The sequence below is a fragment of the Sinosporangium siamense genome (assembly GCF_016863435.1).
Classification (GTDB): Bacteria; Actinomycetota; Actinomycetes; order Streptosporangiales; family Streptosporangiaceae; genus Sinosporangium; species Sinosporangium siamense.
The window spans coordinates 99,222-125,350 of the sequence record NZ_BOOW01000022.1; the positions used below are offsets into that span (position 1 = coordinate 99,222).

Below are 26,129 nucleotides of genomic sequence, written 5' to 3' on the forward strand. Positions count from 1 at the left end.
CTTCCTCGGCCCGGCCATACGAGCATAGGTATGCCGCGAGGAGCAGAAGCCATGCCCCATGCCTCGTGCCCGCTGCATGCCCGTCAGTGAGGAGACCAAGAGGGGACTCATACGGAGCCGTGGCTACTCGCTGCCTCCTGGTCGCAGTTTAGGTTGCAGTTCACCGCCGTACCAGTGTGTTCCAGGCGGATCGGGGGAGGGAGGTTGGTCCAGGTAGGACTGTCCTGCACGCCGATCTCCCGAGCGGCTAATGCGGTTGGGGTCGATGGCTCGCCCCGTGCCCGTTGCGTGCCCGTCAGGAAGGCGATCAAGGGGGACTCGGGGGGAACCACGGTCGACACCTGCATTCCCCCGCAGTTCACCGTGCTGCCAGGTCAGCTATCAAGCGCGCTAGAGGCTTCCCAAGCTGACAGTGCGGGTTCGATTCCCGTCACCCGCTCCACACATGCTTGCTCTCGCGCTTGCTCACCTGCTTACTCAACATGAGGCCCAGGTAGGAGAGTGACTCCCGACCCCGGCCTTGATTGTTCTCTGGGATGATTGATCTTCACGGGCCATTGGTGCCTGACCAGCCCACCGGAACCCAGCCCGCCGGCCATGCCGTCCCCCTCATCGTCCTCACGCCACAGCCTGACGGCCTGGGGTGGGCGCACACGCAGAGCGCGTGGATCGCCGCGGTGGTCGACCTAGCCCGCAGCCCGGCCGGGCGCGCGCCGAGCGGGTCGCCGAGGATCCTCCCCCGCCACGGCGACGCCGATCGCTGCCGCGGGTTGACCAGTCAGCTCCATAGGTTGAGCGCGTTGCCGTACCTACGGCATACCGATCCGGAGCGCTGTTTCTGCTGGTTAGCCAAAGTTGTTGGATGTTCGGCGGCTGTCACCCTGTTCGGCGGCCGGGCCCGCGGGTGACCTGGAGCTGGTTCACTGCCTCGACGACGGGCGCCGCACCGTCCTCTGCCGAGACGCGGACCGACAGGGCCTGGGCCCGCTGCCGATAGGCCGGGTCGGTGATCGTGGTGGTGAGCGCGGCGGCCAGCCGTGCGGGCGTCAGGCGGCGGCACGGGATCGCGGCCGGGGCCACGCCGAGTGCCGTCAGCCTGGACGCCCAGAACGGCTGGTCGTTCATGACCGGCACAGCCACGGCGGGCACCCCCGCCCGCACCCCGGCCCCGGTGGTGCCGCTGCCGCAGTGGTGGGCGACGGCGGCCATGCGGGGGAACAGCCAGTCGTGCGGTACGTCGCCGACCGCCAGCACGTCGTCCGAGATGCGTCCCCGCAGGCCGGTCTGCAACACGCCGCGCAGCCCGGCCCGCCGCAGCGCCTGCACGGCCAGCTCCGTGTATTGCTCGGCCCGTGCGCCCGCCAGGCTCCCGAAGCCGACGAAGACCGGTGTGGGCCCCGATGCCAGGAAGTCGCGCACCACCGGATCCGGCTGCCAGCCTCGCGGCCGGAGCGGCCACCAGTAACCTGTGATCTCCAGCCCTGGCCGCCAGTCGGCGGGGCGCGGCAGTACCAGCGGGCTGACCCCGTGGAAGACCGGCCAGCGCGTGCTCTCCCGACGCCGGTAGAGGGCGCGTGGAGTCATCGGGGGCAGCCCGAGCCGGGTCCGCATCTTTGTGCTCATTCCGGCGAGCATCGGGCCGGCTGCGGGCACCTCGAACGCGAGTCGGGCCGCCCTGCGGTTTCCCCACCGTCCGAGCGATCGGCGGAAAAGGCTCAGGAGCGGCGGAAAGTCCCCCGTGGGGTCTATCGGCTGCAGGTGCACCCCCATGCTCGGCACGCCCATCGCCTCGGCGACATGACAGCCCGGCGCGCCCGCCATGCCGAGCAGGAGCAGGTCGGCCTCCTGCTCGGCGATCGCGGTCAGGCCCTCCATGAGCTGCTCGCTGTATTCCTTGAACGCGCTGATGGAGAAGCGGCCGGTCAGTGCGGAGAGCGGGTCTCCGGGAAGAGGTAGATGATCCAGGCCCGCATCAGTCACCAGCTCCGCGTACGGCTCGTGCGCGGCGACGGCCACCTCGTGCCCAGCCTCGCGTAAACGCATTCCCAGTCCTGTGTACGGCGCCACGTTCCCCCGCGTGCCGACCCCGATGATCAGAACGCGCATCCGCATCACCCATCATCTCGTTTTGTCATGCAGTCGTATGATAAACGGCGCAGTAAGCTTTTACCATGCACTCGCATGAGAAAGGTGGGGCATGCCGAAGATCGTCGACCACGACGACCGGCGGCGGCACATCGCCGAGGCCGTGCACCGCATCATCCACGACAAGGGCATGGAGAACGTCAGCCTGAGGGAGGTCGCCGCCGAGGCCGGAATGTCCATGGGGGCGGTCCAGTACTACGTCACGACGAAGGACCAGATGCTGCTGCTGGCGCTGGAGCACATCGCGGTCTGGATCGGGGCCCGGGTGGCAGCCGTGGCCGCGCGCCAGTCCACGCCACTCGACCTGCTGCGGGAGACCATGCGGGAGCTGTTGCCGCTGGATGACGAGCGCAGCTACCTGAACCGCATCGGGCTGGCGTTCCAGGCGAGCTCGGTGGTTGACGACGACCAGGCGGCCGCGATGCGGCTCGGGCTGCCGCTCCTGCTGTCGCTCCTCGCCGAGCAGATCAGGGCCGCTCAGGCCGCCGGGCAGCTCGCCGCCCAACTGGATGCCGACAAGGAGGCGAGCATCCTGTACGCCTTCGCGCAGGGCACCGTGAACGCCACTCTGGTCGGGCACTACACGCCCGAGGAGGTCGCGGCGTTGCTCGACTACCACTTGGCGCGGCTCCGCCCGGGGCGATGGTCCTAGCGGGAATTTCCGGCCGGTCCGAGCTATAGCCGACCAATAGGTGTGCGGAATATGCGCGGGATGATCCATGCCTTCGGCCGTTCCCGAACACCCCGGTCATCCCCGGGGATTCACAGGGAACCGTGCCCCGCCAACCTGCACCCCTGCTTTCCCAGCTCAGCCCACCCACACCAGGAGCCGACTCCCAAACTGACAGCACGATTCGACGCCCGCATGGCGCGAGCTACGGCGACGTGCACCGCGAGGAGTTCGTGCGCGACCCTCTTCAAGCACGCCCTGGAGCCGGGCGGCCGGCGCAACCAGACAGGAGTGCGACCGGCATCGCGTTCTTCGCCGGATCGTCCCGGCTGTTTTCAAAAACCAGATGAGCACCAGATGCACGCAATGGGACGATCCCGATCATGGCTAAAGAGGCGATCCTCCAGGATTTGAAAAGAGCACGACGTTCCGGCAAACCCGTGAGAGTCAGCCGCGAGATCGACTGTGCGGATCGGTTCGACGCCTACGTGGTCGGCATCGGCCGCAAGTGGGTACTTCTGCACACCATCTCCGACGAACTTCATCTCGATGGCCATTCAGCCATACGTCTCCACGACATCAAGCACGCGACGCGATCGGGCTGGAAGGGTGCAGCGATGACCCATCGTGTTCTCGCCCTGCGCGGGGAGTGCGTCCACTCTCCGGCCGGGGTCGACCTTGATTCCACCGCAGGTCTGATCGGGACGCTGACCGAGGCATTTCCTCTCATGGCTGTCTACATCGAGAAGATCGATCCACATGTCTGCTACATCGGTCGCGCTCATGGGATCACTCGGAAGAAGCGGTTGCGTCTGCAGGAGATCGGGCCGGCGGCGAACTGGGCATTCACCTACTCCACGAACAAGACAACGGACATCACCCGGCTCGACGTCGGTGGCGGGTACATCGATGCCCTGCACACGGTCGGCGGAGATCCACCAGAGTGCTGATTAGATGCATCCCAGACGTTCAATGCCGCTGGGCCGGGAACCTGATGGATCGAAGCTCTGTGGGTCGCGCACACCGATCCCCGTGAGCGAACCTCCGAAGGGCGCCTACGCGGCATGGCCCTTTCTGATCAACGTCATGAGCCGATGATTGCACCTTGGGAAGAGAAGCTCCAGCCCCGGCCCACAGGACCTCGCCCTCACAATTGCCTGGCGGTGGCAAATCTCCCTATGTGGTCGGGGCGATCGAGACTTCCCAAGCTGACAATGCAGCTCGCCCTATTCCACGGCAACCTGTCTAGATCATCCAGGGTTCAGCCAATATTGGAAGGATGAACTCGTAGATTTGAGCACAACGGGATCGCATGGCGGCTCAGGCCAGATCTGTATGAAGTAGTGACTACCTATTTCGAGCGAGACTTCTTCATCCATACCTCTTACGTGGTATCGCAAACGATACGTTCCGGGGCCTGCGGGCAGCGGAGGAAGAGGATGTGTCTTCCCCCCTCCCCACTCCTGCAGCGAAAGCCGGCCCGACGGGGACTCGTAGCTGATCTCGACGATGTCTTCGTAGCCATCGAGGTCAGCCCCCGGATCCCGATCGGCGACAGCCACCGTGAACTCCACCTCGCCCCACTGGAGGCCCACAATCAGGAGGGCGTTGCCTTTCTCCACTCGGATGATCCCCACAGGACGGCTCGGCATATCAGCAAAATGGCCGTACGCTTCACACCCCTCATCCACGAGATAAACCTGGCTGTAATCCACCTCCACATCCATCTGTTTGACCTGCACGACTGGAGTTTCATCTCTGGCCATGGCCGGGAAGCATAGACTCCGTCACCGACAAGACCGCCTACCAGCGGCAGCACAATCAGGTTGCCCTCAAGTGATGGACGGCGAGCGAGTTTCCCGTGCTAAATGCGCGCCAGAACACGCGGGGCACCGCAGTCACTCACGGTGAGTCACGGGGACTCGACCCGCTCTGACCTGCACCCTCGTATTCCCAGCTCAGGGCAGCAAGGAAGTCAGTCAGTAGACGGTCAGACCCCGGTGGGAAGTGCTCACCTACATCATCTCTGTCAGTAGATGATTCCCAAGCTGACAGCGCGGATTCGATTCCCGTCACCCGCTTCAGCATCAAAGCCCCAGCTCCAGAATGCGATCTAGAGCTGAGCCTTTCCTCATCTTCCTCGCACTGACGACTCGCAAGCAAGACGCGCCGGCCTCAGCGCCCGGCGCGAGCGCGAGTTGCTCGACGCTCTCGGCTGACGGCTTGTGCTGGACCGACATACGCCCAGGTCGTGGAAGGCCCAGGTCAGGGGTTGCGTCCCGACCCGGGCCTTGATTGTTTTCAGGGTGCTTTCGCACCTGTGTGCCAGATCTGTGCCAGATCGGTTGATCTTGGCTGCTGCCGGCCACGAGACTCCTTCCTTGTATGGATCCGAGCGATGTCCTACCGGGGTCTAGGCCGGCCTTGCCCGCTCCGATCGCTGCCGGTGGGCACGAGGGCCTCTGGCTCTACGTCTGCTCGGGTTTCCCTTCTTTGCCGTCGTTGAAGGTGCGTTCGAGCGCCTCCACCCCCTCTTCGAGCTGCTGGTCGTACTTGTGTGCCGTGCGGTCTTCGGCGAACTCCTCGGCGTCCTTCAGGACTTCGTCCGTCTCGACGGCGTGCCCCTTGGCCACGTTCGCGGCCTTCCTCAGCCAGTCGGTGACCCCCATGAAATGCCTCCTCGTTGCTAGACGCGGTCGATGTCGTGATCTGTCCGGGGTGGCGTAGCCGGAAAGAGCCGCCTCCGTCTCTGCCATGGCCTGCAGGAAAGCAGAGCCGGTCAGAGAATATTCGGGGAGCCCCCGAGATCACTGCTGGATGGCCCACACGCCGTTTCTGTCCACGCGATAGTTGCCGCCTCCCTGTGCGATGGTGCGCACGGCGTTGGCGATGTTCGCCGCGCAGTAGTCCTGGAATCGCTGGCGATCGTTTGATGACGACGACTGAGTGGTGAAGAAACCGATGACACGCGTAGCTGCGACGTTCGGCACCGCATTGAACAGCGAATTCAGGTTGATGGCCTGGAACCCGCCGGACCCGTGATAGCCGCGGACGTTTTGATATTGGCCGTTGCCGTCCGGATTCCAGAGCACGACCACGGAGACACAGTCGCCCATAGGGCCGGTTACCATGGTGTTATCCCCTGCAGGTAGATTCTGGGCGGGTGCGGGTGTTGACTGCTGGGTAAGCTGCATTGCTTTCTCCCTTCTGTGCCACTTTCTGCGTTGTGCCGGACCGCGGCGAGCCGCCTTCTATGCGAAACGGAGTGATGTGCACCGTTCCGGTGGGCGGTTTATGGGTCACGGGCGCAGTGGGATGACTGCGCCCGAGCGCGCCGACGCCACCTTGCTCGCCAGGGTGGTGCTGAAGTCGGCTGTGAACACCGTCCGGTTCATCACGGCGGTGCCGCTGAACTGGGTCAGCGTGCTGGGCTCCGTCACCGGAGACCACGGATATCCCGTGGTCTGATTCGCCGGCGTGAGTTCGTTGTAGTCGTACACAAGCATGGGGGCGCCGTTGACCAGCGCGGCGACGATCAGCAGGCAGGCCTGGGCCTGAGGCTGGGTCGCCTTGGTCGCCCATGCCTGGCGGACCGCCGAACTCGCCTGTTCCAGGTTGGAGACCTCGGCTACCAGCCGATTGACGAGATCGCTGGACATGTGCTCGGTCATCCCCTGCGTGATGATCGTCAGGGGGGCGGGCCCCACGCCTTTGGCGCCCTTGGGGCCCTTGGCGATGTCCAGCTGCATGCTGCGTTTGGTGATGTCCGTGCCGGTCCAGCCGACGTTGCCGAGTACCTTGAGAAACGCGTTGACGTAGCTGCCGGCGTCGCCCGCCGCGGCTTGCGCCGCGACGAGCCTGGCCAGCAGCACCGAGTTGACGACGTCCTGGTTCTGCTGCGGCGTCAGCGCGCCGTCGACCAGCAGGAAGGCGCCATCCACGAGCAGCGCGGTCATGGTGTCCATCGGCTTGCCTATAGCGAGGGAAGGTTGTCGATGTAGCTGCTTGCATGGCTGCTCATCTTCTGCAACACGGTGTTCCGGACCCCGCTGTAGACCGAGTCGTTGAGGACCAGTGTGCTCTGCCCCTGCTGGATGTCCACCGACGTCGACGAGTAGGACATCCAGAGGAACTTGGTCGCGGTCTCGTTGCCGACGAAGTGGAAGGCGGACACCTTGACGGCGACGTTGTTGTTGGTCTCGTTGGCCAGACCGATCGAGAAGCTCCCGTTGTTATCGGAAGTGGACTGGCTGTTATAGAGCTGCCATGGTGCTCCGTTGGCGTCGGCCGAGGCCTTCAGTGCCGTCAAAGCCGACTTGACGATCTCCAGTTCTGGCGCGGTGACCAACGCCGCCATGATTTCGAGCACGACCTGGTCAATCTTTACGGTGGCGGTTTTCGTGGTGTATTTCGCGAAGTTGATCGACTGACCTGTGTAGCCGATGTTGGTCAGCACCGTGACGACCTTGCGGTAGTAGTCGACGGGGTCGGCCTCCGCGTTGCCCCCCTGCGCGACGGCTGAGAGCTGCGCCAGGCCGAACGAGTTCAGCAGGTCGTCCTTGTGCTGAGGTGAGACCTGGGCGGTGAACGCCACCATCGAGTTGCCGACGACCGAAGCGCTCTCGCCACTGGTCTGCGCCGGCGCCTCGGTGGTCGCCGCTGCGGCCTGCAGCTTCGGCGGCAGCGGCGGGAGCTTTATTGCCTCGGCGAACGCGGCTGCGTCGGCGGTGGTAGTGGACTGGTCGCTCATCGTTCCTCCTGCGGATGGAGCAGCGGGCTGATGACCACCAGTCGACACGGCGGCCCGTTTCCATGGCGCCGACAAAGCCTGTCCTCTGCGATACGCGGATGGATGCGGGCGTGACAGTCGCGTCGCCCATGTGTGACGCATCAGCACCAACGTGGAACCGCCGCACAACGGTGCCGTCTTCACCACACGACAGATGGCATCTTGCCGCCCGGATACTGGGCAATCGCCCCCAGTCAGCGCAACAGGACCACCTCAGACAGGGCACCGGCACGTCACCTACCGCGGGCACTGCCGTACTGAACTGCCACGCGCGAACCCTCATGTCGTTTCGGGCGCGGCACGTAAACGCGGCTGTGACTTGCTGCCCGCCGTTCCACATGCGCCTGGATACGCTCAAGCGGGATGGGGCCGTGGGAAGGAGGCGAAGGTGCCTGAGACAGTCCACGAACTTCGACTCATGGGGCCGTTTCGACTACTTTGCGGAGGCTCTGCACTGCAATTGCCCTATGGGGTGGCCAGGCTGGTCGCGGCACTGGCGATCATGGGGGCGATGTCCCGCTCACAGGCGGCTGGGCTGCTCTGGCCGGACCGAACCGAGCAACAGGCACTATCCAACCTCCGCACCACCCTGTCCAGACTGTCCCGGAAAACTCGTGACATCGTAGAGTCAGGCGGCGATGTACTCAGCCTTTCCGAAGGCACGGGGGTGGACGTCGAGATGCTGACACGCTGGATAAACGACACCATTTACGGCGTGGACTCCTCCGACGGGGAGCTGACCGGCCCACCCGCCGACGTCGACCGCCCGCTGCTGGCCGGCTGGTCCGACGACTGGGTCATCGACAGCCGTGAGCGACTGCGCATGCTCACCGCCCAAGCCCTGCAGACCGCCGCCGCCCGGCTGCTCTCCCTTGGCCGACCGGCCGAGGCTCTGCCGTACGGCCTGGCCGCGGTGCAGACCGAGCCCTGGTCGGAGAGCGCGAACCGCACCCTCCTGGAGATCCACGCCCGCCGCGGCGACCCCAGCAGCGCGCTACGCCAGTATGAGAAATTCAGCCGAATTCTGTTCCGGGAGCTCGGAGTACCTCCGGCACAGGACATCGTCGCGGCGATCCAGCAGCTGTACCCCTTCGGCACCGGCCGGGTGAAAGCGGGTTGAGGTTTGTCAGGAGCCGAGCCCTTCTGGCGTCGCACGCGGGTCATGCGCGGGTACGGCAGAGCAAACCCGGGCGGGCACCGTGTCGGTGGGCGACACAGACCGCCGACGCGCGGCGACGACTACTGCGGCGCCCGCCCCGAGTGTGAACACCGCTACGCCCGCGAAGGCGATCAGCGTCTGCCAATCGAGATGGGTCACCGGGATGCCTCGCTTCGCCTGCCAGGTAAGCGCTGCGAACACACCGGTGTAGCCGAGGCCTGCGACACCGACCAGCCGGGCCCGGACCCGTTCGTCGCGGAGCCAGCCATGACGGGTCGCGAGTACACCCAGGATCGCGGCGATGAGCAGCAGCACCTGGATGGCGTGCAAGCCGACGAAGTGCGGTACACGAAGGTCACCGCCGGTCGTACTCCAGTTGGTGAGGAACATTCCGTTGCCGTCGGGGTCGCCGATGCCGTGGCCGCCTTTCATGGACACCTGGTTGCCATTGGCGTCGGTCACCGTGCGGGGCGTCGCGCCTGCGGAGTTGCTGAGCCAGAGGGCCACGCCCATGCTGGCGACGGCGAGCCCGAGTCCGGCGCGCAGGGCGCGGGTCATGGCGCGGTCGCCGGTGCGTTGGATCAGGACCAGGACCGCGATAATCAAAGTGATGAGCAGGAGCGGCGCGACGCCTATGGAGAACACCGTCCGCACGGTCTGAGCGACGGGCTCGGCGTTGGTGTTGAAATGGCTGAAGGTCCCGTGCGCGGCAGCATAAGTGACGGCGCCGACGTCCAGCAGACCGGCGACAGCGAAAACGGTGCCGAGCCACCAGCCGAAACGTCTGCCCTTGCTCAGCTTGCTGAGCAGCCACGCCAGCGTCAGGCCGTATACCCCCATGGCGAAGCCGAACTTCATCGGCTTCACCCAGACCGATTCGCCCATGAGCAGGCGATCGTCGACGAACAGAGCGACGGCAGAGAGCAAAGTCAGGGTGAACATGAGCGTGGCGTTCGCCACTAGCGGGCGGTGCCATGCGCGCACCGCGCTGAGACATGTTGCAAAGGTCGCCAACGGGCGCTCCAGACGAGGATCAGGGGATCGTAGCTACTTGAACTAGCCCGCTTGAACAAAGGTGATGTGTCCACCAGCCTCGGCGAATGTGCGCCCCATGACCATCTGATATGCCCCCGAACACGGCCGGGGGTTAACCCCACCGGCCGGGCCGGGGGTTAACCCCCGGAGCAGAGCTTGGATGGCATGTAAAGCGGTGCGGACTTCGCAGCGTCAGAGTGCGACAGGGGAAAACCAGTACAACGGTTGGGATTACCGTCGCCCTACGCCGAGAACCTCGATCGTGACTGCAATCGCCGCTCCAGAGTGGGGTGGCGGCACGAAAAGAGGGACTCGACCATGCCCAAATACCTGATTCAGGCGACCTACACCGCAGATGGCCTCAAAGGAGTGCTGCAAGATGGCGGCACCGGCCGCCGGCAGGCGGTGGAGCGCATGGCGGAAAGCGTCGGCGGCCGGGTAGAGCAGATGTATTTCGCGTTCGGCGAGACGGACACGTATGTAATCGTCGATCTGCCGGGCAATGCGGCTTCGGCCGCTCTGGGTCTTACGATATCGGCGTCTGGAGGGGTACGAACGAAAACGGCTGTCCTGCTGACGCCAGAGGAGATCGACGAAGCCACGCGAGTGGAAGTGGCGTACAGAGCTCCTGGCGCGTGACAGCCGGTGATCGCGAACGCCTGGACCGGCTCTTGGGCATGGCGCCGGTCAATCTCTCCCGGCGTCGGGAGGCGGACAACCGACAGGACGGGCCCTTGCCAGCGAGATCAGCCTGACTGAGTCCCCTCCGCCCGGGCCTTGGCCTGGCTTCGATCGGCTCTGTGAACGCCTTGTTCAGCGCGTTGCGGGAGGCCTTAGTCTGCCCGGATGGACGCGGTCACGATGCTCGAATGGCTTCTGGAACGCGATGTGAACGCTCTGATCAGAGTGGATGCCGGGCGTGAAGGTGTTCGGCCGTGGACCTTCCACAACCTGCCGCGATCAGGTCGCGGCCAGCGGTACGCCGATCTGGATGTCGAGGTATGCCACCAGGTCATCTCCCTCGACACGGCCCCGGCGCGCATCGATGATCACAATTGTCCCGGCCACGATGCCCGCGAAACCGGTGCCGGATCGCCGGGACTGTTCGATGCGGTCCGTGACCGGACGGCGGACCGCCTCGGTGAGAAAAGTGAGGCCGTGCGGGAATTCCTCGCTGAGCAGGTGTCGTTGCCGCCCCGATTCGATCAGGCTGCCGATGCCGAACTGGGCCGAGACGATTTGATCACCACGGAGGCTGACACGGAAGTAGCCGTTCGACTGGGAACGAGTGCAGCTCTGCTGGGGCGGATAGAAACAGTCATAACCACCGGCCAGAAGATCATCAACAGCGGAACTCATCGTGGTCGCGTAGTGCTCGGAACCGAACGGCCACCGCCGCACCGAGGTGTCCCGGGCGGAGACGACCAGTCCGCTGTGCCGGTCGTAGCTGTAGTCCGCGTGCGCGTCCCTCCACCCAATCCAGGGGATATCGACGTCCCGCCATCTCGGACGGGCCTCGAAATCGCGATTGAAATCGTCCATCTCCCGCCTTATGCGATCACCGGCGCCGGGCCAGATCGCGGTCAGTGTAGGCGCCGCGGCCGCGGCAACCCGATCGCCCTGATCGCGCTCATGGTTCACCTGGGTGGCCGGGAACCACGCCCAGGCGAGCCGGTCTTCGCGGTCAAGCAGGAAGTGGGCCACCTGCGGATGGAGCGTGTCCGTCTCGTCACGGTGACCGATCCGGCACCACATGGCCCGACCGTCCGCATTGGCCCGCACCTGCGCACAGAACCAACCGGCCTCCCCCAACGGCCGAGTGAGAGCCCCTGCCGTACCGCCGACCGGGGCCGGCTCGGCCCGGGAGTTCTCACCCGCCGCGCCATGCTCGTAAACGCCGGCGGGCGGCAGCGGCGGCGGTTCACCCGAGCCTGTGCAGCCCGTCAACGCGAGCGGCCCGAGGAATACGGTCATCAAGGCGATCACGAGCACTCGAGGGACCGGCCTATGTCGGCATGCGAACGTGGAAAATGAGCGAAACACGGTGTTCATCGAAGCCGCCGGCCCCCTAGGTCGGCAACTTGGATCACCAGGCGCGCATTCCCGGTGGCCTCACGGCGGTCGGCAAGCAAGCGGTGCGACGGCGATCCGGGCACCATTTAGGTCGCTGTCGTCGCAGTGGCGAAAACTCCTGTCAGTTGAACCGGCACCTGTACGGCAAAGCCGCGCGCCCGTAGCCGAGGGCGAACCGGCAGGGAACAGGTAACACGTGAACTCATGCACGAGGGACGGGCACCTACGGTTGCCAAATGGTTACCTTTCTCACCCAACTGGAGGTCCCGGCCTGCCTAGACTCGGCGTCACTCCAAGAAGAGAAAGGAGCCGAATGCGGCTCAGTTACTCATCAGTTCAGGTACGCATCGCCGAGAACATCCTCTGGGTAGGCGGAGAGGCCTACCCACTGGGTAACATCTCTCACGTGGGCCAGCGCAGCCTGGAGGTGAACAAAAAAAGAGCCAGGCAAAAATTCATCGCGCAAGCCGTTTTCATTGTGCTCCTCGGCATATTTTTCCCTGGCGAGGCGATCAAATTTCTGTTCCTGGCCGTCATGATGGCCATTTCGGTTTGGCGGCTCACCGCCGTGCTTCGCACACCCCCGGTGTATGGATTGGTCATCAATACGGCCGGGACGCAGTTTGATGCCGTCTGGGGCTCGAACCAGAACGAGATCGGCGATCTGGTACAGGAGATCACTGCGGCGATCAGCCGACCCGGCACCGTGAACAAGATCTACAACATCAACTCCGTGCAAGGCGACCTCATCCAGTTATATGGAAAAGGCATCGGCAAGGCACAGCACAACGGTTCCGGCAACGTGGTTGTCCCGTGACCAAAAGTGATCACATAGTTCAACATGGACCGGGAAGCATCGGCAAGGCAGAGCACAGCGGCACCGGAGACATCGTCGCCGGGGGAAAGTCCAGCAGACATCCACAGCCGTCTGCGCGCCCTATGCAGCGATCCAGTCCCGCGGAGAGGCTCTCTGGCACCGGCCGAGGTGACGTCATCCAGCAGTATGGGGCGGGAAGCATCGGCAAGGCTCAGCACAGCGGCACCGGAGACATTGTTGTCGGGGGAAAGACGGATCACGGTCATCCCCCTTTTCCTCCGTCTCCGCCGCAGTCCCCGATCCCACAACGGGTCGCTCACACTAGGGGCTGGTTTCGGCCCGCCCCGCTGGCGGCCCTTGGCGCGGTCTTGTCGACCTTGGTAAGTGCCCTCATCAACCTGCTCACAGCTTCGTGGAGCTGGTGGCTTTTCGCCGTCGCCGCCGTGCTGTTGTTGATTGTGGCGGCGATTGCATATCGCCTGGCGCCGGCACCTGCGAGCAGCCAGGTGGTAGACGAGCCTTAACCGCCTCCAGCGGAGCACTCCTGCTTCGGCATGAATGCCATGCCGCGTAGCAGCATCAAAAGGGGCGGGTGACCAGGAAGCCTGATCATCCCAGACGTGGCCACCGTCTCCAGCGAGCCGAATCGGACCGGCGCCGCTTCCACTTCGGACGGTCCAGCGGCGGAGGGGTGATCAGGCAAGGCGAAGCACGCACGGTGCACAACAACTCCCGGCCATGCTTTGATCAGCGTGCCTGGTTCAGTGGCCGGAGGCCACTCGTCGTGCCGACTTCGAGACTCGACAAGGTTCTCCAGCCCTTTGCCCCGGAAGCCCGGAAGCCTGCAGGGGCAGGCGGGGACCGCACATCGTGCGAAGTGCCTGCCATCATGATCCGATGCACCAGGTATGGGACACGTGGGGGCTGGTCGTCCTCGCGGCTGCCCTGGCCCTCCCTCTAGCGGCGCTCGTCGCGCTTGTCCTCACGCGTCACCGCGTTCGCCGAGAGCACCCCGCTCCCCGCCGCACGGCAGTCGCGGATGTCGCCGTCGTGGTCGGCACCGCTCCGTGGCTCTGGATGATCCTCACGCCCGGGAGCGGGCAGAGTGTGCAACTTATCCCTCTGGTCGACCTGGGGGAGCAGATCGCGCGGATGCCACCGGAAGCGGTGTTCGTACAGATCGTAGGTAATCTCCTGGTCTTTTCGGCACTCGGTGCGATGCTCCCGGTCCGTTCGGCACGCTTCGCCTCAATCACAGCGGTCGCCGCTGTCGCGGCCACCGCCTCGCTCTCGGTCGAAATCCTGCAATACGTCTTACGGATCGAGCGGGTAAGTTCTGTGGACGATGTCATCTTGAATACAACCGGTGCCGTGCTGGCGGGGCTTGTCACTCGGAGATGGTGGGCCCGCCGCTAGTCGAGTGCCGGGTCGCCCAGCTCCGCCGCGGCTTCGACGTATAGGTTGCCCACGTCCAGGCCGGCGAGCACGCGTTTCAACACGGATAAGACCCGGGGTCACGCCGTATGGCCAGACCAGGGTGAACACAGGAGGTCGTTGTCATCGAGGACAGGCGGTGTTGGCAGGCGCTTCCGGTGAGTCGGTGTTCAAGGTGAGGCCCCAGGCTCTGTACAAGCGCGCGGGCACGGGAGGGTCACATACACGCGCATCGTAGACGCCTGCATACTTCCATTTCCCATCACCCTGCCGAGTCCAGTGGTAAATACCGTCCTTCAGCGACGCGATAGTGTGATAAACATCAGCGGCTTTCGTCTTGCCATAGATAATGCCGTAGTAGATAGTGCCCCCAGTGGCAACGTCGGTTGCCCGGCCGGAGGGGCCGGAGGCCCTCGCTGCAGCCGCGAGTGCGTCGCGTGTCGCCTGTCCGATCTCAAGGGGCAAGGCCATCCCAGCGGGGTGCCGCGGACCGAGATCTTCCTCTTCCTCTTGTAAATCCTTTCCGGCAGCGTCCCCGGGCTGGCTGTCGGTCTGTCCCACGTCTTGCGGAGACGGCGCCGAACCCGTGGCGACCACGGGTGTCAGGGCGGCAGTTGGCGGGCCACTCGCGGGCTGCGGAGAAGCGCCGAACACAATTGCCACCGTCGCGATCGCAGCCACTGTGACCAGTATGGCCATACCGAGGACCGTCACCGTTAAAAGCGGTTTCGCCTTCATAGAAATATCTTCGCATACGCACTTGTCCCACGCCCGTCGCATTCTTCACACGACAGGCGTTAAGTGGGAATCGATGGGAAACTCACCGCCGTTGGACCCGCAATATGCCTGGGAAGAGAGCGACGCGGAATAGATAACACGACGTAAATTCGAGGAACATGTCGTCTGTCATCAGGTCGCGAACGGCTCGAAGTCGACACCGCCAGCGATACCGCCCACCTGCGACTCCGCTTCCAGCGGCCGGACTCTCCGAGCGAACTCCTACCGGCACGACTGCGTCGACGCTCCAGAGGGCGATGGGACTAATTTGGAGTCGACTCCAAATTTTCAGTACACTCCAAGCATGTCTGAGGGGCTGCGAGAGCGGAAGAAGCGGCAGACGCGTGAGCGCATCTCCGAGGTGGCCGTCGGTCTTTTCGTGGCGCGCGGCTTCGACAAGGTCACCATCGCCGAGGTTGCCGAGGCGGCCGAAGTGTCGGTCAACACCGTTTACAACTACTTCGCCTGCAAGGAGGATCTCGTCCTCCCACCGGAAGAGGCGTCCGTGCAGCGACTGGCCGACATCGTCCGGCAGCGGCCGGTCGGGCAGTCGGCAGCGGGTGCGGTGTTGGCCGAGCTTCGCAGTGCCGTACGGCGGCGCGACCGCAAGGTCGGGTTGAGCCCGGGATTTGGACGGGTGCTGGAGATGATGAGGGCGGCCCCCACGCTGGCCGCCCGCCTGGAAGATCTCGGGCGGGACATGACGGAGGCTCTCACCCTGGCGCTGGCCGAGGAGACCGGGGCGAAGCAGGATGATCTGCTGCCGCGCGTGGTGGCCTGGCAGATCGGGAGTCTGCACGCGCTCGTTTACACCGAAGTCGGGCAGCGGGCGGCTTTGGGTGAGTCTTCCGATGCCATTTCCACTGCCCTGGTGAACCTCCTGGACACCGTCGAGGGACTCCTCAGCGAGCGCGTCCTCACCTATGCCACACGGGAGGGAAACTCATGTTCAGGGTGACCATCAGGGGCAAGTTCCAGGCGCTCGGCGAGGACGACCGAGCCGCTGTGCTGGCCGCAGGCGGCACGGCCTACACCGAAGCCGGCACGTTCACCCACGACCAGAGCGTGTCCGCATTCACCTTCCGCTGCCAGGTGTCTGCGGGAGAGGGTGACGGCGAGGATGAGGCGGCCCTGGGAGCCATGGCAGCGCTGGACACGTATGGGTGCCCGCACGAGATCCTGAAGATCGCAGTAACGGACATGCGTGACATCAAGATCCGCCGAAAGTCGCGGACCGCCTGAGAGCGGCCGATCGTCAGGCAGTGACAAGGGACCGCCACGTGGGCGTGCGCCATACAACAAACAGTTCGCCCTGGGCGGGTGCTCTCCTCCTCCAAACCGGGGTTGAACGCCCGCTTTTGCGGACCAGGATCGGTAGCGAATCGCGCCTGGGAACCAGGAGGCGAAGTTCCATGCCTCCCACTCGCCGTCGCTTCCCGGCATCGTTTCTCGATTCGAGCCTCTTTTCCACACGGTGCCGTTCGGGAGTACGTACCATTCTCCCGTGACAGAGATCATCTTGGCACTGATCGTGATCCTGGGCATTCCTCTCGGACTTGCGCTCGGCTCTATAGGACTTACGAGGCGATCGGTCCCGGACAGTCGCCATGCTCGCGTGGAGCGGCCCTACCTGGTCAGGGCATCGGTTCTGTCGCTGTTCGCCATCGTGCTGATGGTGCTCATCGCATGGTTCACGCACGAGGATGTGCACTATTACGGTTTCGGAAAGGCTTTGTACATGCTGGGGGCCATGATAGGAGGTGGTTTATTACTTCTCGGCTTGGGGCCGTTCACCCCATGGCTGTTGGGAGAGCTTGGAAGATTCGCTGTACGGCTGTCGCCGCCGATTCGCCTGGCAGCGCTTGACATTGCCGGTAATCGTCGCCGGACGGCTCCTATGGTCGCGGCTACGATGATTTCCACAGCCCTGGCGATCACGTTACTCATCACCACGTCGGCCACAATTGCGCAGAGCAGGGCGGAATACCAATTCCAGGCCCCGACCGATTGGCTGATCTACGTCGCCGTCGCGGTCGCCATCGCCCTCTTGGTGGCATTGTTTGCGCCGGGCAGGACGGCCGCCGCTTCCCGATCGAGACGTGTTCTATAGCGGGCCGGCAACTCAGCCATGCCCCTCCGGTTGTTCTCCGCATATCGTGTGGGTCTTGGCGCGGCGTGCGGCACGGCGATGGGCACAGCCGCCGGATGCACAGTCGGGTTGTTATTGGCATGGCCGATGACGGCCTCGGTTTCCTGGGATCCACACCCGCGGGCAGCCTTCGACACCCCATGGTTGATAATCGCAGCTCTTGCCATCGGGCTGCCCATCCTCGCCGCAACTATCGCCGGCCTTGCTCCGACCGGTAGAACCACCCGGTCGGGCACCACCGAAGGAACCGCACACCAGACATGAATCGACTCCATGTGAGTGGCTTTGGCGTCCGCCGGGGCGATCTCTGCCGCAGCATGTCGACCGAGTGAACACACCATGTCGTTCCCGCCAGCAGTCCTGGAGAACGGTGTCTCCTGGCCGAGGCGCATGCGCCTGGCACCCCACCGCCCGCATCACCGAGAGGTCTTCTGAAGACAGGCGCGAGTTGCTCCGGGGCGGTTCTCCGCCGTTTGAGTGAATCGAATGAACGTGGCAGTCACCTCGATGTGGGCCGCGCCCCCGCACAGTCATCCGTCTGAGCGGAAAGCGCGGCTCCCACCTTGGCCTTGCCGTTCCTTGATCGCTAGCCACGGTGGCGGCCTACGCAGACAGCTTTTGATCGGGGCCTGCATCCCGTCGAGGAGGCCGCGCTGCCTGCTGCTTCGGCCGCCGGCTGACAACCGTGGCTTTCGCCGTACCGAAACGGATGCTCAGGCCACCAGGCCCTGCTCCTCCAGTTCGGTGAGCTGGACGGTGCACAGGCCACCGCGTTCGTTTTTCACGTCGGTCACCTTGAGTTGTGTGCCGGGAGCGAGAATGAATTCCTCCTCGCCGGTGAAGGCGGAGAAACGCCGGATGCCCACAGCTCGCATCGGGATCACCTCGAAAAGAGTGCGCTTGCCGCGGCTGCCGAGGAATGCCTTGGCCACGCTGAGCTTCGACGTGCACGAGGACACTCCCCACCATGTCACGGTCCGCCCGAGTGGGTATTGCGAGCGAAGGTCCAGGGACACACCGCGCCATAGCGGTTCCTGGCGGACAGGCAGACGCGACACCGCCGAGAACAAGAGGCGCAAATACGGGAGGTACGGAAGGATCCTGGTTCGGTCGGGGTTGCGGAGGTTGGCGTTGATCTCTCGGTAGAAAGCTGACTCACAGGTGTACAGGTAGAGGGCCGCGACCTCGTCGGCGGACAGCTTGTCGGTCTTTTTCTTCGACTGTATGACGCCGAAGTCGTGCGACTGGTCCACATGCCAGTCGAGACCCGACAAGAACTTCGCCACCGGGGCGATGGCCTCCCGGAAGTCCATGAGCGGGGTGTCGAACACGCCGGTGATGGCCGGGAGGATCAGCCCCTCGTCCTTAACGCTGGCGAGGCGTTCGAGGTAGAGCTTGTGCAGCTCCATGGTGGAGGCGATGAACGCCCCCATGCGGTCGACCGTGTCCGCGTCCGTCCCGCCGGCTTCCGCCGCCTCCTTGTTCCACCCCTTGCCGGGCAGCCAGTCGATGTCGTCGGCTCCCAGCGCGTTGAGTGCGGCGTTCACCGCGGCGAAATGGTTTCCGTCGCAGAAGATGTCGCCCTGGGCCGCGGGGTTGGGGTGGTCGATATGGCGGACCTCCACCCCGGGATATTTCTGCTGCAGCCGGAGCACAACTGCTTTCAGGTTGCGTGCGTGAGCTCCCCACCACGCGAAGACGACGCCCCGGTCTTCCTCATCTTCGGCCTCCTGCTTGGCCTTCAGGATTTCCTCGACGATTTTTTCGACGACCGGACGCCAGAACGTGGTGTGCTGGTCGGTGGTCATCGCCCCGTCGCCGCTCGCGGTGAGGGCCGCGTTCAGGAGCAACACCCCCTGCGTAAGCATCGCCTGGAACCACTCCGGCGGCTGCACGGTGTCGTGCTCTTTCAGAAGTGCGCGGATGTCGGCGATCGGCGTCTTCTTGGGGATGCCGTGTTTCCACATCGCCGCGGCCTTGATGATGCAGCGGATGGAGACGACCCTGCCGAACTGACTGTCCTTCCAGTCGTGGAAGGTGTTGTCGAACATGGCGATGCCGGTGGCGCTCTCGGCCCGCGGGTAAGGGTTCTGGCCGAAGACGACGACCTTCCATTTGTGCGGCGGGTTCGGCTTGAGCGCCTGGAAGGTGAGTTCGCGGACGGGCACGATGTCCGGACTGCGCCCCAGGCCGATCAACGCCGATGTGGTGCAGGCGTGGCGGGCAGCGTTCGCCGACACCCCCGAGATCGAGATCTACCAGGGGTCGATCCTCAACCAGCAGGTCGACGCGTGGGTCACCCCGACCAACTCGCGTGCGCAGATGAACGGCGGCGTCGACGCGGTCATCAAGGACCACCTCGGGGCCGGGATCCAAGTGCGCGTTCGGCGCGCCATTCGCAGCCAGTTCGGGGAAGCGTTGCCGGTGGGAAGTGCCGTGTGCGTGCCGTCCGGAGCGGCCACTCCGAAGTTCCTGATCTCGACCCCGACAATGGTGCACGTGGCGGAGAACGTCAGCGAGACGCTGAACGTGGCCCTGGCGTGCACGGCAGCCTTCCAGGCCATCCATATGCAGAACGAGAAGGCCCCGGGCAGCATCACATCGGTCGCACTGGTCGGCATGGGCGCGGCGACCGGCGAGGTGCCGCCTCAGATTTGCGCCAATCTGATGTGGACCGGCTACACGCTGTTCAACGACTACTACTTCCACGACTATGACGACCTGCGGAAGACAGTCCTCGAACAACTTGGCGACATCGAGAGCCGCCCTGCGGAGCGTGTACGGATCAAGCCTCCTCAGACTCAGGGTTCCTGACGTTGGCGAGGCCCTCGGCATCACGATCCGGCTCGGCTTGAGCCGGCCGGATCATGTGTTCCCCTCGGTCTTCTCGATCGCACCGCAGCGCGCAAGTGCGCCGTTCATCCAGGTCCGGTCAATCGCTCTCGCCGGGTGTCGCCACGCGAAGCCGGTTGCTGTCGGGGTCCTGGATTTCGATCTCGCGGGCCCATGGGACTTCCTGCACATCGACGCCGAACTCGGCCGCGATGGCGTCGACGTCGCGAACTTTGAGATAGATCAACGTGCCGGGGCGGGCGTCACCCTTGTGCTCGGACAAGTAGATCCGCATATCACCGCGTGCGACTTCCACGAAAGCCGGAAAATCCGGCTGGAAACGGTGCTCCCACTGTTTGGTGAAGCCCAGCCGTTCATACCAGCCGACTGCCTCCCCGGCATCTTTGACATGGAGGATGGGAATGATCATTTCATACACCTCTGCGAGACTACTCGGCGCGAACCCCGCCCCATGTGCCGCGATGCCCCTCGGGGAGCAGGCACCGTGAGGGACTTGCCGGCCCCTCAAGCGCTGTGACGGAAGAAGTCGGTTAAGGCAGGAGCCAGGGTCTCGTTGGGCACACCGTGCCACTCCCCCTTCAAGGCCAGGTGGTGCCCCTCGGGGAGCGCCGCCGCCACGGCTTGTGCCCAGCCGCGGAGGCGGTCGTCGCTGGCCTCACTGCTGATCACCAAGCTGGGCGCGGTGACGGACGTCAGGGTGGCGCGGGTGACGGCAGGGGTGATCCGGCAGTCGTAGGCGAGCGTGTGGGCGACGCTTTCCATCAGCGGGAAGAACGGGGCCTGGCGCATCCCCTTGATGATCTCGGCTGGGACACCGATGCTGACACTGAAGTGCTCGACCGCGTCGGCGCGGCGGCCGGCGGTGACGAGCGCCTCGATCTCGGCGGCGAGGTCGTCGTCGTGTGGGGGCTGGTCGAGGACGATCGGGGGTTCGAGGAGCGACAACGCTGAGATCGGCAGCCTGGCCGCCGCTCCTAGCAGAGCCAGAGCGGCGCCGGAGGAGAAGCCGTGGACGAAGGCCGCCCCTCCGTTCGCCCCGATCAGGGACGCCAGGTCCTCCACCTCGCGGTCCACCGCGTAAGGCAAGGTGTCGCCGCTTTCACCACGTCCGCGTCTGTCGTAGGTCACCACGGTGAAGCTGCCGGCGAGGTGTTCGGCGAGGGAGGGCATGGGTCCGTTTCGACGGAAACCTCCGGCAGCGTCGACCAGGATGAGTGTGGGCCCTGTGCCGACCCTTTCGAAGGCGATGTGGGTGCCGTCGCGTGAGGTCACCGCTGCCATGATCGATCCCTCCGTTCACCGGTCTTCGAGGCTAGTCGCCGTCACCGACAAAACCACGCTCGATCTTGTGCGCTGACAAGGGGCATCGGGCCGCGTGCACTCCTCGCCGCCGTCGGTCGCGGCCTGCCGCCTCTGGCGACACCGGCCCCTGCCGGGCCGGACGGGCCTACTTGGCTTTGCCGTACGTCAAGCGTCGGAGCAGGCTTTCGGCCGGGCCGCGGCGGCCGCGGGGGGCCTGGGAGGCGGCGAGGAGCACGGTGGCCAGCCAGACGATCACGGCGATGCCGGATGCGGCGGCGTCGCCGACCTTGGTGCCGAGGCCGCCGAGGTAGGGGGTGAAGATGGCGACGAACAGCACCGATTGCAGCAGGTAGCAGGTCAGGGACCATTGGCCGCACGCGGCGAGAGCCTTGGCGATCGGCCCGGGATGGCCGGTGGTGCGGTCTGCCAGGAGAGCGAACAGGGCGGCGTAGCCCACACCGCCCGCGACTCCGGTCAGGCTGTGCACGGTGTTTGCGGTCACGGAGATCATGTCGGAGGGTGACCAGAGCTGGGTGTCGATGAGCGTCAACGGGAGTCCGCCGGCGACTGCCGTGCCCACGCCCAGCGTCGCCGCCCTGGTCAGGAGCGCTCGGTGCAGGCCGGGGTGGTCGAGCAGGCGGCGCCTGGCCGCCCAGATGCCGAGGAAGAAAGTGGGCAGGACGGAGACGACCAGGTAGGTAGGCGTCATCATGGACCACACGGTCAGCCGCGAGACTAGCGCTTCGATCGGCTCCGCCATCGCAGTCGGGCTCATGGTCCTTTCAAAGGTGACGGTGACCAGGCCGAGTGGGAAGAGGACCGCCACGTGCAGCACCAAGCCGACCACTGCCGCCCATAGCAGTGCGCGGTCGCTGCGCCGGATGAATCCCACGAACATCAGACCGATGAGGCCATAGGCCCCCAAGATGTCACCGAAGAACAGCAGCAGCACATGACAGAGACCAAAGGCGAACAACCACAGGCTTCGCCTGCGCAGCAGCTTGCGCACCTGAGGCCAATCCCGGCCGGCGTCGGTCTGCCGCTGGGCGAGATGGGCGAGCCCGTAACCGAACAGGGCGGCGAACAGGGGAAGCGCCCGCCCGTCGACCAGGAGCACTTGGGCACCGGCCACGAAGCGGTCAACGGTGTCGCCGTCCTTGGAATAGCCGCGGAAGCCCGCCGACCGCACTGAAAGATAGATGTGCGCGTGCGCCAGCGCGATGAGCAGCAGCATCACGCCTCGTGCCAGATCGGGGGCCAGGGACCGCCTGGTCAGCGGCGTCGCCCTGGGAACCGCTGATGTTTCGGTGGACATGATCGCTCCGAACTTAGATACATGACTGTAGCTTGTGGCACCCAAGGTAAGCTACAACCGCGTATCTAAGCAAGGGGCGACCATGAATGATCCCGGCGGCCGCACACGGCGGCGTGGCGAGGAGTTGGAGAGCGCGATCTACGCCGCGGTGCTGGAGGAAGTGGCGCAGGTCGGCGTCGGACGGCTGACCATGGACGGCATCGGCAAACGGGCTTCTGCGGCCCGGACCACGCTGTATCGTCGCTGGTCAGAGCCGATCGAAGTGCTCCTCGACGCGCTTTACCACCAGCACCCGGTCGAGCAGCCGACCGTCGTCGCCGACGATCTCCGGGGCGATCTGATCCGGGCCCTTCAGCTCATGATCACGTGGGTGCTCAGCCCGGGAGGCCGGGCGGTGGGCGCGATCCTCAGCGACCCTCAACGCACACCGAAAGTGATGCAGGCCCTTTTCGACAACGTCTTCGACAAGCGTGGAGGCACTTTCACCAGCACCGTGCTGCGGCACTACGCCGAGCGCGGCCATTTCTCCGCCGACCTACTCACCCCGGTCGTGGTCGAGATCGGCGAGGCCTTGGTCACCAAGCGATTGCTCGACACCGGTTCCCCCCCCGACCAGGCCGGTTTGGAGGCGATCGTCGATCAGGCGATCCTGCCCGCGATCGGTTTGGGTGTGGGCAGCGGCGATCGAGATGCGCGGAAAACCACGTGAGAACGTCGCGACCCCACTGGCATACTCCGGCGATATGACCGCACAACCTGGCCCCGGCCCCAGTCTGAGCGTCGGCGGACGCGACGACGAGCTGAATCAGCGACTCGACGACGAACTCACCGCCTTCAACACCGCGGCCACCGCCGGCGCCGAGCGGGGTGAGTTCTCCGTCAAGGTCACCGATCCCGGCGGGGAACTCGTCGGCGGACTGACCGCGTGGACCTGGGGAAGCCTGTGCCTCGTCGATTTGATGTGGGTGAGGGAGGGCAGCCGCCGAGACGGTTGGGGCAGGAGGATTCTGCGGGCGGCCGAGGCTGAGGCCGCGCGGCGCGGTTGCGACCGTGTCGCGGTCTCGTCCTACTCGTTTCAGGCGCCGGGTTTCTATGAACGGCACGGCTATGTCGTGACCGGGCGCCTGCAAGGCATTCCCGGCGGCCATGAGGATGTCCACCTGCTCAAGTCGCTGACGGGCACACCGCCGTCCAGCGAGGAGCCGACGCCGGCCTGAGCACAGCCGATCCACTCTTTCCATTCCGTACGGCATTAGCCTCGCGGTCGAGCGACGTCCGGACAGCGGCACCGGCCGGTCGTCCCCGTAGCGCTACCGTCTTGTAGGGGACGGCCGATGACTCGCCTCATGGGGAGACGAATCGACCGGCTCCGACCACTTTCCGGTAAATGAATTGGCGTGAGAGCGCGTGGTCACGCATGAGTCATGTCGCGGGCTGCGCTCCTGCCGTACGCCGGATGGTGCGGGCACGCCACAAGGGGTAGAAGATTGCGGTGACGATAAAGAACAGCGGTGCGGGGTGCCCGAAGACGAAAGTCGCGAGTAAGTAATCCAGGAGAGGCACCAATAGCACGTAGCAGATCACCCAGGCAGGCGCCGCGGGCGGTTTGATGAGTTTCCCCGTCCAAGGGGTGCGTTTCCACGGCTTGGCTATCGACAACCACCCTTGGAAGGCGATGGCGGACACCATGAGCAAGGTGCCGACCAGGAGGAATGAGTCCGCGTCACGCGTGCCTTCGGCGAGTTCCTTGAGTCTGGGACCGAGCAGGAAGATGGCGGCGTAGACCTGGGACATGGAGATGACGAACTTGCTCAGCACCCACCAGTACTGGAAGTAGCCCCAGCGTGTCGTCGCGGACAGCATGAGGCCGGTGAAAATCGAGGCGTTGGCGAGGTGAAGCAGCACCTGCGAGTCCAGCAGTTCCGCCATTTCAAAGCCCGTGCGGTCACCGGTGGTCACGCTGTAAACGCTGAGGGCGAATAGGGCGAGTGCCTGACTCATCCACGCGAAGGAGGTCAGGGCATGAAGCCATACGAGCAGGTTGCGGGCCGTGGGGTTCATCATCTCCCTATCAGTAGACAGTCTATATATAGACAGCCTACTTCCCCGTTCCACCGTGAGGTGGCGGCCGCCCGTCCGCGCAGCGACAATACGATCGTGAACGTGGCAAGGAAAGCTCCCCCGTGGGCGAGATGGCCGCTCTCCATGGCGCTACTCGGATGGTGCTTCTTGGCCATCTCCTACTACTTATGGCTGCCGATGTTCAGAGTGATCTGGCTGTTCAATTGGCTTGTCATCGGAGTGCTTTGGATTTGGGCCGTGCTGTGGACCTTCACCGCGGTGATCTCATATCTGTCGCTCAAGCTTCACGGTCGCGCATGGTGCACGCTGGTCGCGGCGGTCGTCATCGGTGCCACCGTTTGGACGACCGACTGGGAAACCGTCTACATCGACAGCCAAATCTCGTGGCACCGCGATGAACTCGCCGCGCTCGTCGCCGCCCACAAGAGGGGTGAGACACTCACCGCGCCCTGGTGGATGGACTATCTATCGATAGACGGCGAGATACGGCGGCAAGGGGCGATCCTCTATCTTCCGGTGTACGAAGACTGGCGGGCGGAAATCGGCCTGGGCATCGCTCATCTGCCGATGCGGCCGAACTCTAAAACGACCGTGCAGACCGCTTCCGGTGATCTCGGACAACCGGTCCGTCATATCGGAGACGGCTGGTGGTGGGTGGAGTAGCCCCGCTCCGTCACCTGTGCTCATGCCTGAAGTCGACGAGCCGCTGCCGCCCGGAGCTCACCGGACGCGGTAGGCGACTCGGAGTTCGGTCAGGTAGCGCTTGGTGACACGGCCGCCATAGTGGTGGTCGATCAGAGAGCCGATGCACGTCAACATGCCGGTCCGTGCCTCAGGGGCAAGCACTCGGTTGGGGGAGTAGGTCCGCAGCATGTCGAGGTATTGGGTTGTGGAATACGACAGCTCCCACTCGTAGCGGCGGAAGACCGCCGGCCCGAAACGTGGCGAACGATCGACTTCGTCGCTGTCGACGGGGACGCAAGCGGGGCTGGGCAGGCGAAGTCCGGGAGGAGTGGACGGGTCGAATTTCTCGTGGCAGTGCTGCACCTCGGTGAAGAAGTCGGTGCTGCCACCGGCGATGTGGTGCGTGGAAACCGTCGCCAACGCGCCTCCCATGCGAAGAGCGTCGGCCGACTTCTCCATGCGCACCGCGGGGTCGAGCCAATGGAAGGCGGTCGCCGACAACACGGCGTCGAAAGGCCGTTCGGGGAGCGGCCATTCCTCAAAGACCGCCGTCACCACCTCGGCGGACGGGAATTCCGCGAGGTTGCGGCGGGCCAGGTCGGCCATGGCCGCGCCGAGCTCCACAGCGGTGATCCTGCATCCTCGCCGGGCCAGCGGAACTGTGGCCTGCCCGGTGCCGCAGCCGATTTCCAGCACCCGGGCTCCCGCCCGCATCCCTGCCAGACGGTCTAGGTCGTGATAGAGCTCCGGTGGATAACCAGGACGCGCCCGATCGTAGAGTTCGGCGTCTTCGGTGAAGGTCTCGCGCAACCTTTCGCGATCGCCGGGCTCCATGGGGAAAGGCT

28 protein-coding genes are annotated in these 26,129 nt (G+C 64.8%); 13 read left to right on the forward strand and 15 right to left on the reverse strand.

What is annotated here, in order from left to right; genetic code table 11:
• Positions 1-876: 876 nt before the first annotated feature.
• Positions 877-2,106 carry a glycosyltransferase gene (locus Ssi02_RS17745; protein WP_204026824.1) on the reverse strand — a complete coding sequence of 410 codons (1,230 nt, stop codon included), beginning with the start codon at positions 2,104-2,106 and terminating at the stop codon, positions 877-879.
• Between the two features lie 91 nt (positions 2,107-2,197).
• Between Ssi02_RS17745 and Ssi02_RS17750 the strand changes: the two genes are divergently transcribed.
• On the forward strand, positions 2,198-2,797 hold the full coding sequence (locus tag Ssi02_RS17750) for a TetR/AcrR family transcriptional regulator (RefSeq protein WP_204026825.1): 600 nt from the start codon (positions 2,198-2,200) through the stop codon (positions 2,795-2,797).
• Between the two features lie 401 nt (positions 2,798-3,198).
• Positions 3,199-3,765: a hypothetical protein gene (locus Ssi02_RS17755; RefSeq protein ID WP_204026827.1), complete on the forward strand. Its 567-nt coding sequence runs from the start codon at positions 3,199-3,201 to the stop codon at positions 3,763-3,765.
• A gap of 300 nt (positions 3,766-4,065) precedes the next feature.
• On the opposite strand, the gene Ssi02_RS17760 is transcribed toward Ssi02_RS17755, so the two are convergent.
• The 5 genes from Ssi02_RS17760 to Ssi02_RS17780 all read right to left on the reverse strand — a co-directional run bounded on the left by Ssi02_RS17760 (position 4,066) and on the right by Ssi02_RS17780 (position 7,565).
• Entirely contained in the window at positions 4,066-4,581 is a 516-nt protein-coding gene (locus Ssi02_RS17760) for a hypothetical protein (RefSeq protein WP_204026829.1), read from the reverse strand.
• Positions 4,582-5,283: 702 nt separating this feature from the next.
• Positions 5,284-5,484, reverse strand: coding sequence for an antitoxin (locus Ssi02_RS17765; RefSeq protein WP_204026831.1), 201 nt, complete (start codon positions 5,482-5,484; stop codon positions 5,284-5,286).
• Positions 5,485-5,622: 138 nt separating this feature from the next.
• Positions 5,623-6,009 (reverse strand): hypothetical protein, encoded by a 387-nt coding sequence (locus Ssi02_RS17770; protein ID WP_204026833.1) that lies wholly within the window; start codon positions 6,007-6,009, stop codon positions 5,623-5,625.
• Between the two features lie 105 nt (positions 6,010-6,114).
• Positions 6,115-6,780: a hypothetical protein gene (locus tag Ssi02_RS17775; protein WP_204026835.1), complete on the reverse strand. Its 666-nt coding sequence runs from the start codon at positions 6,778-6,780 to the stop codon at positions 6,115-6,117.
• 8 nt (positions 6,781-6,788) lie between these two features.
• On the reverse strand, positions 6,789-7,565 hold the full coding sequence (locus tag Ssi02_RS17780; RefSeq protein ID WP_204026836.1) for a hypothetical protein: 777 nt from the start codon (positions 7,563-7,565) through the stop codon (positions 6,789-6,791).
• 427 nt (positions 7,566-7,992) lie between these two features.
• Here Ssi02_RS17780 and Ssi02_RS17785 point away from each other — a divergent pair, with 427 nt between their 5' ends.
• Positions 7,993-8,724 carry an AfsR/SARP family transcriptional regulator gene (locus Ssi02_RS17785; protein ID WP_204026838.1) on the forward strand — a complete coding sequence of 244 codons (732 nt, stop codon included), beginning with the start codon at positions 7,993-7,995 and terminating at the stop codon, positions 8,722-8,724.
• Positions 8,725-8,730: 6 nt separating this feature from the next.
• On the opposite strand, the gene Ssi02_RS17790 is transcribed toward Ssi02_RS17785, so the two are convergent.
• Complete coding sequence (locus Ssi02_RS17790; protein ID WP_204026840.1) at positions 8,731-9,777, reverse strand: hypothetical protein; 1,047 nt, start codon at positions 9,775-9,777, stop codon at positions 8,731-8,733.
• Positions 9,778-10,116: 339 nt separating this feature from the next.
• Between Ssi02_RS17790 and Ssi02_RS17795 the strand changes: the two genes are divergently transcribed.
• Entirely contained in the window at positions 10,117-10,437 is a 321-nt protein-coding gene (locus Ssi02_RS17795) for a GYD domain-containing protein (protein ID WP_204026842.1), read from the forward strand.
• Positions 10,438-10,758: 321 nt separating this feature from the next.
• On the opposite strand, the gene Ssi02_RS17800 is transcribed toward Ssi02_RS17795, so the two are convergent.
• Positions 10,759-11,784, reverse strand: coding sequence for a hypothetical protein (locus tag Ssi02_RS17800; RefSeq protein ID WP_204026845.1), 1,026 nt, complete (start codon positions 11,782-11,784; stop codon positions 10,759-10,761).
• A 400-nt stretch (positions 11,785-12,184) separates the two neighbouring features.
• Here Ssi02_RS17800 and Ssi02_RS17805 point away from each other — a divergent pair, with 400 nt between their 5' ends.
• Together Ssi02_RS17805 and Ssi02_RS17810 are read left to right on the forward strand one after the other, a co-directional pair.
• The gene (locus Ssi02_RS17805) at positions 12,185-12,688 is read left to right on the forward strand and encodes a DUF6232 family protein (protein ID WP_204026846.1); all 504 of its coding nucleotides are present in this window, start codon (positions 12,185-12,187) and stop codon (positions 12,686-12,688) included.
• Positions 12,689-13,585: 897 nt separating this feature from the next.
• The gene (locus Ssi02_RS17810; RefSeq protein ID WP_204026847.1) at positions 13,586-14,104 is read left to right on the forward strand and encodes a VanZ family protein; all 519 of its coding nucleotides are present in this window, start codon (positions 13,586-13,588) and stop codon (positions 14,102-14,104) included.
• 141 nt (positions 14,105-14,245) lie between these two features.
• Here the strand turns inward: Ssi02_RS17810 and Ssi02_RS17815 are convergent, their stop codons facing one another.
• Positions 14,246-14,860, reverse strand: coding sequence for a hypothetical protein (locus tag Ssi02_RS17815; protein WP_204026848.1), 615 nt, complete (start codon positions 14,858-14,860; stop codon positions 14,246-14,248).
• A gap of 343 nt (positions 14,861-15,203) precedes the next feature.
• Here Ssi02_RS17815 and Ssi02_RS17820 point away from each other — a divergent pair, with 343 nt between their 5' ends.
• From Ssi02_RS17820 to Ssi02_RS17830, 3 genes are all read left to right on the forward strand, one after another.
• Positions 15,204-15,857 (forward strand): TetR/AcrR family transcriptional regulator, encoded by a 654-nt coding sequence (locus tag Ssi02_RS17820; protein ID WP_204026849.1) that lies wholly within the window; start codon positions 15,204-15,206, stop codon positions 15,855-15,857.
• Complete coding sequence (locus tag Ssi02_RS17825) at positions 15,845-16,141, forward strand: DUF6204 family protein (protein ID WP_204026850.1); 297 nt, start codon at positions 15,845-15,847, stop codon at positions 16,139-16,141. The genes Ssi02_RS17820 and Ssi02_RS17825 overlap by 13 nt, the downstream gene beginning before the upstream one ends.
• A 262-nt stretch (positions 16,142-16,403) precedes the next feature.
• Positions 16,404-17,009 carry a hypothetical protein gene (locus Ssi02_RS17830; RefSeq protein WP_204026851.1) on the forward strand — a complete coding sequence of 202 codons (606 nt, stop codon included), beginning with the start codon at positions 16,404-16,406 and terminating at the stop codon, positions 17,007-17,009.
• Between the two features lie 752 nt (positions 17,010-17,761).
• Here the strand turns inward: Ssi02_RS17830 and Ssi02_RS17835 are convergent.
• The gene (locus Ssi02_RS17835; protein WP_239128999.1) at positions 17,762-19,216 is read right to left on the reverse strand and encodes an ADP-ribosyltransferase domain-containing protein; all 1,455 of its coding nucleotides are present in this window, start codon (positions 19,214-19,216) and stop codon (positions 17,762-17,764) included.
• A 1-nt stretch (position 19,217) separates the two neighbouring features.
• Between Ssi02_RS17835 and Ssi02_RS17840 the strand changes: the two genes are divergently transcribed.
• On the forward strand, positions 19,218-19,862 hold the full coding sequence (locus Ssi02_RS17840) for a macro domain-containing protein (RefSeq protein WP_204026853.1): 645 nt from the start codon (positions 19,218-19,220) through the stop codon (positions 19,860-19,862).
• A gap of 118 nt (positions 19,863-19,980) precedes the next feature.
• Here the strand turns inward: Ssi02_RS17840 and Ssi02_RS17845 are convergent, their stop codons facing one another.
• From Ssi02_RS17845 to Ssi02_RS17855, 3 genes are all read right to left on the reverse strand, one after another.
• Positions 19,981-20,310: a glyoxalase superfamily protein gene (locus Ssi02_RS17845; RefSeq protein ID WP_239129000.1), complete on the reverse strand. Its 330-nt coding sequence runs from the start codon at positions 20,308-20,310 to the stop codon at positions 19,981-19,983.
• Positions 20,311-20,405: 95 nt separating this feature from the next.
• Positions 20,406-21,182 (reverse strand): alpha/beta fold hydrolase, encoded by a 777-nt coding sequence (locus Ssi02_RS17850; RefSeq protein ID WP_204026856.1) that lies wholly within the window; start codon positions 21,180-21,182, stop codon positions 20,406-20,408.
• 166 nt (positions 21,183-21,348) lie between these two features.
• A complete protein-coding gene (locus tag Ssi02_RS17855; protein ID WP_204026858.1) occupies positions 21,349-22,518 on the reverse strand; it encodes a DUF418 domain-containing protein in 1,170 nt (389 codons plus the stop codon).
• Between the two features lie 82 nt (positions 22,519-22,600).
• Between Ssi02_RS17855 and Ssi02_RS17860 the strand changes: the two genes are divergently transcribed.
• Both Ssi02_RS17860 and Ssi02_RS17865 read left to right on the forward strand, forming a co-directional pair.
• Complete coding sequence (locus Ssi02_RS17860) at positions 22,601-23,227, forward strand: TetR/AcrR family transcriptional regulator (protein ID WP_204026860.1); 627 nt, start codon at positions 22,601-22,603, stop codon at positions 23,225-23,227.
• A gap of 34 nt (positions 23,228-23,261) precedes the next feature.
• The gene (locus Ssi02_RS17865) at positions 23,262-23,735 is read left to right on the forward strand and encodes a GNAT family N-acetyltransferase (RefSeq protein WP_204026862.1); all 474 of its coding nucleotides are present in this window, start codon (positions 23,262-23,264) and stop codon (positions 23,733-23,735) included.
• A 205-nt stretch (positions 23,736-23,940) separates the two neighbouring features.
• Here the strand turns inward: Ssi02_RS17865 and Ssi02_RS17870 are convergent, their stop codons facing one another.
• On the reverse strand, positions 23,941-24,582 hold the full coding sequence (locus tag Ssi02_RS17870; protein WP_204026864.1) for a hypothetical protein: 642 nt from the start codon (positions 24,580-24,582) through the stop codon (positions 23,941-23,943).
• A gap of 165 nt (positions 24,583-24,747) precedes the next feature.
• Here Ssi02_RS17870 and Ssi02_RS17875 point away from each other — a divergent pair, with 165 nt between their 5' ends.
• Positions 24,748-25,263: a hypothetical protein gene (locus Ssi02_RS17875; protein WP_204026865.1), complete on the forward strand. Its 516-nt coding sequence runs from the start codon at positions 24,748-24,750 to the stop codon at positions 25,261-25,263.
• Positions 25,264-25,320: 57 nt separating this feature from the next.
• On the opposite strand, the gene Ssi02_RS17880 is transcribed toward Ssi02_RS17875, so the two are convergent.
• Positions 25,321-26,118, reverse strand: a complete 798-nt coding sequence (locus Ssi02_RS17880) for a class I SAM-dependent methyltransferase (protein WP_204026866.1) — start codon at positions 26,116-26,118, stop codon at positions 25,321-25,323.
• Positions 26,119-26,129 lie beyond the last annotated feature (11 nt).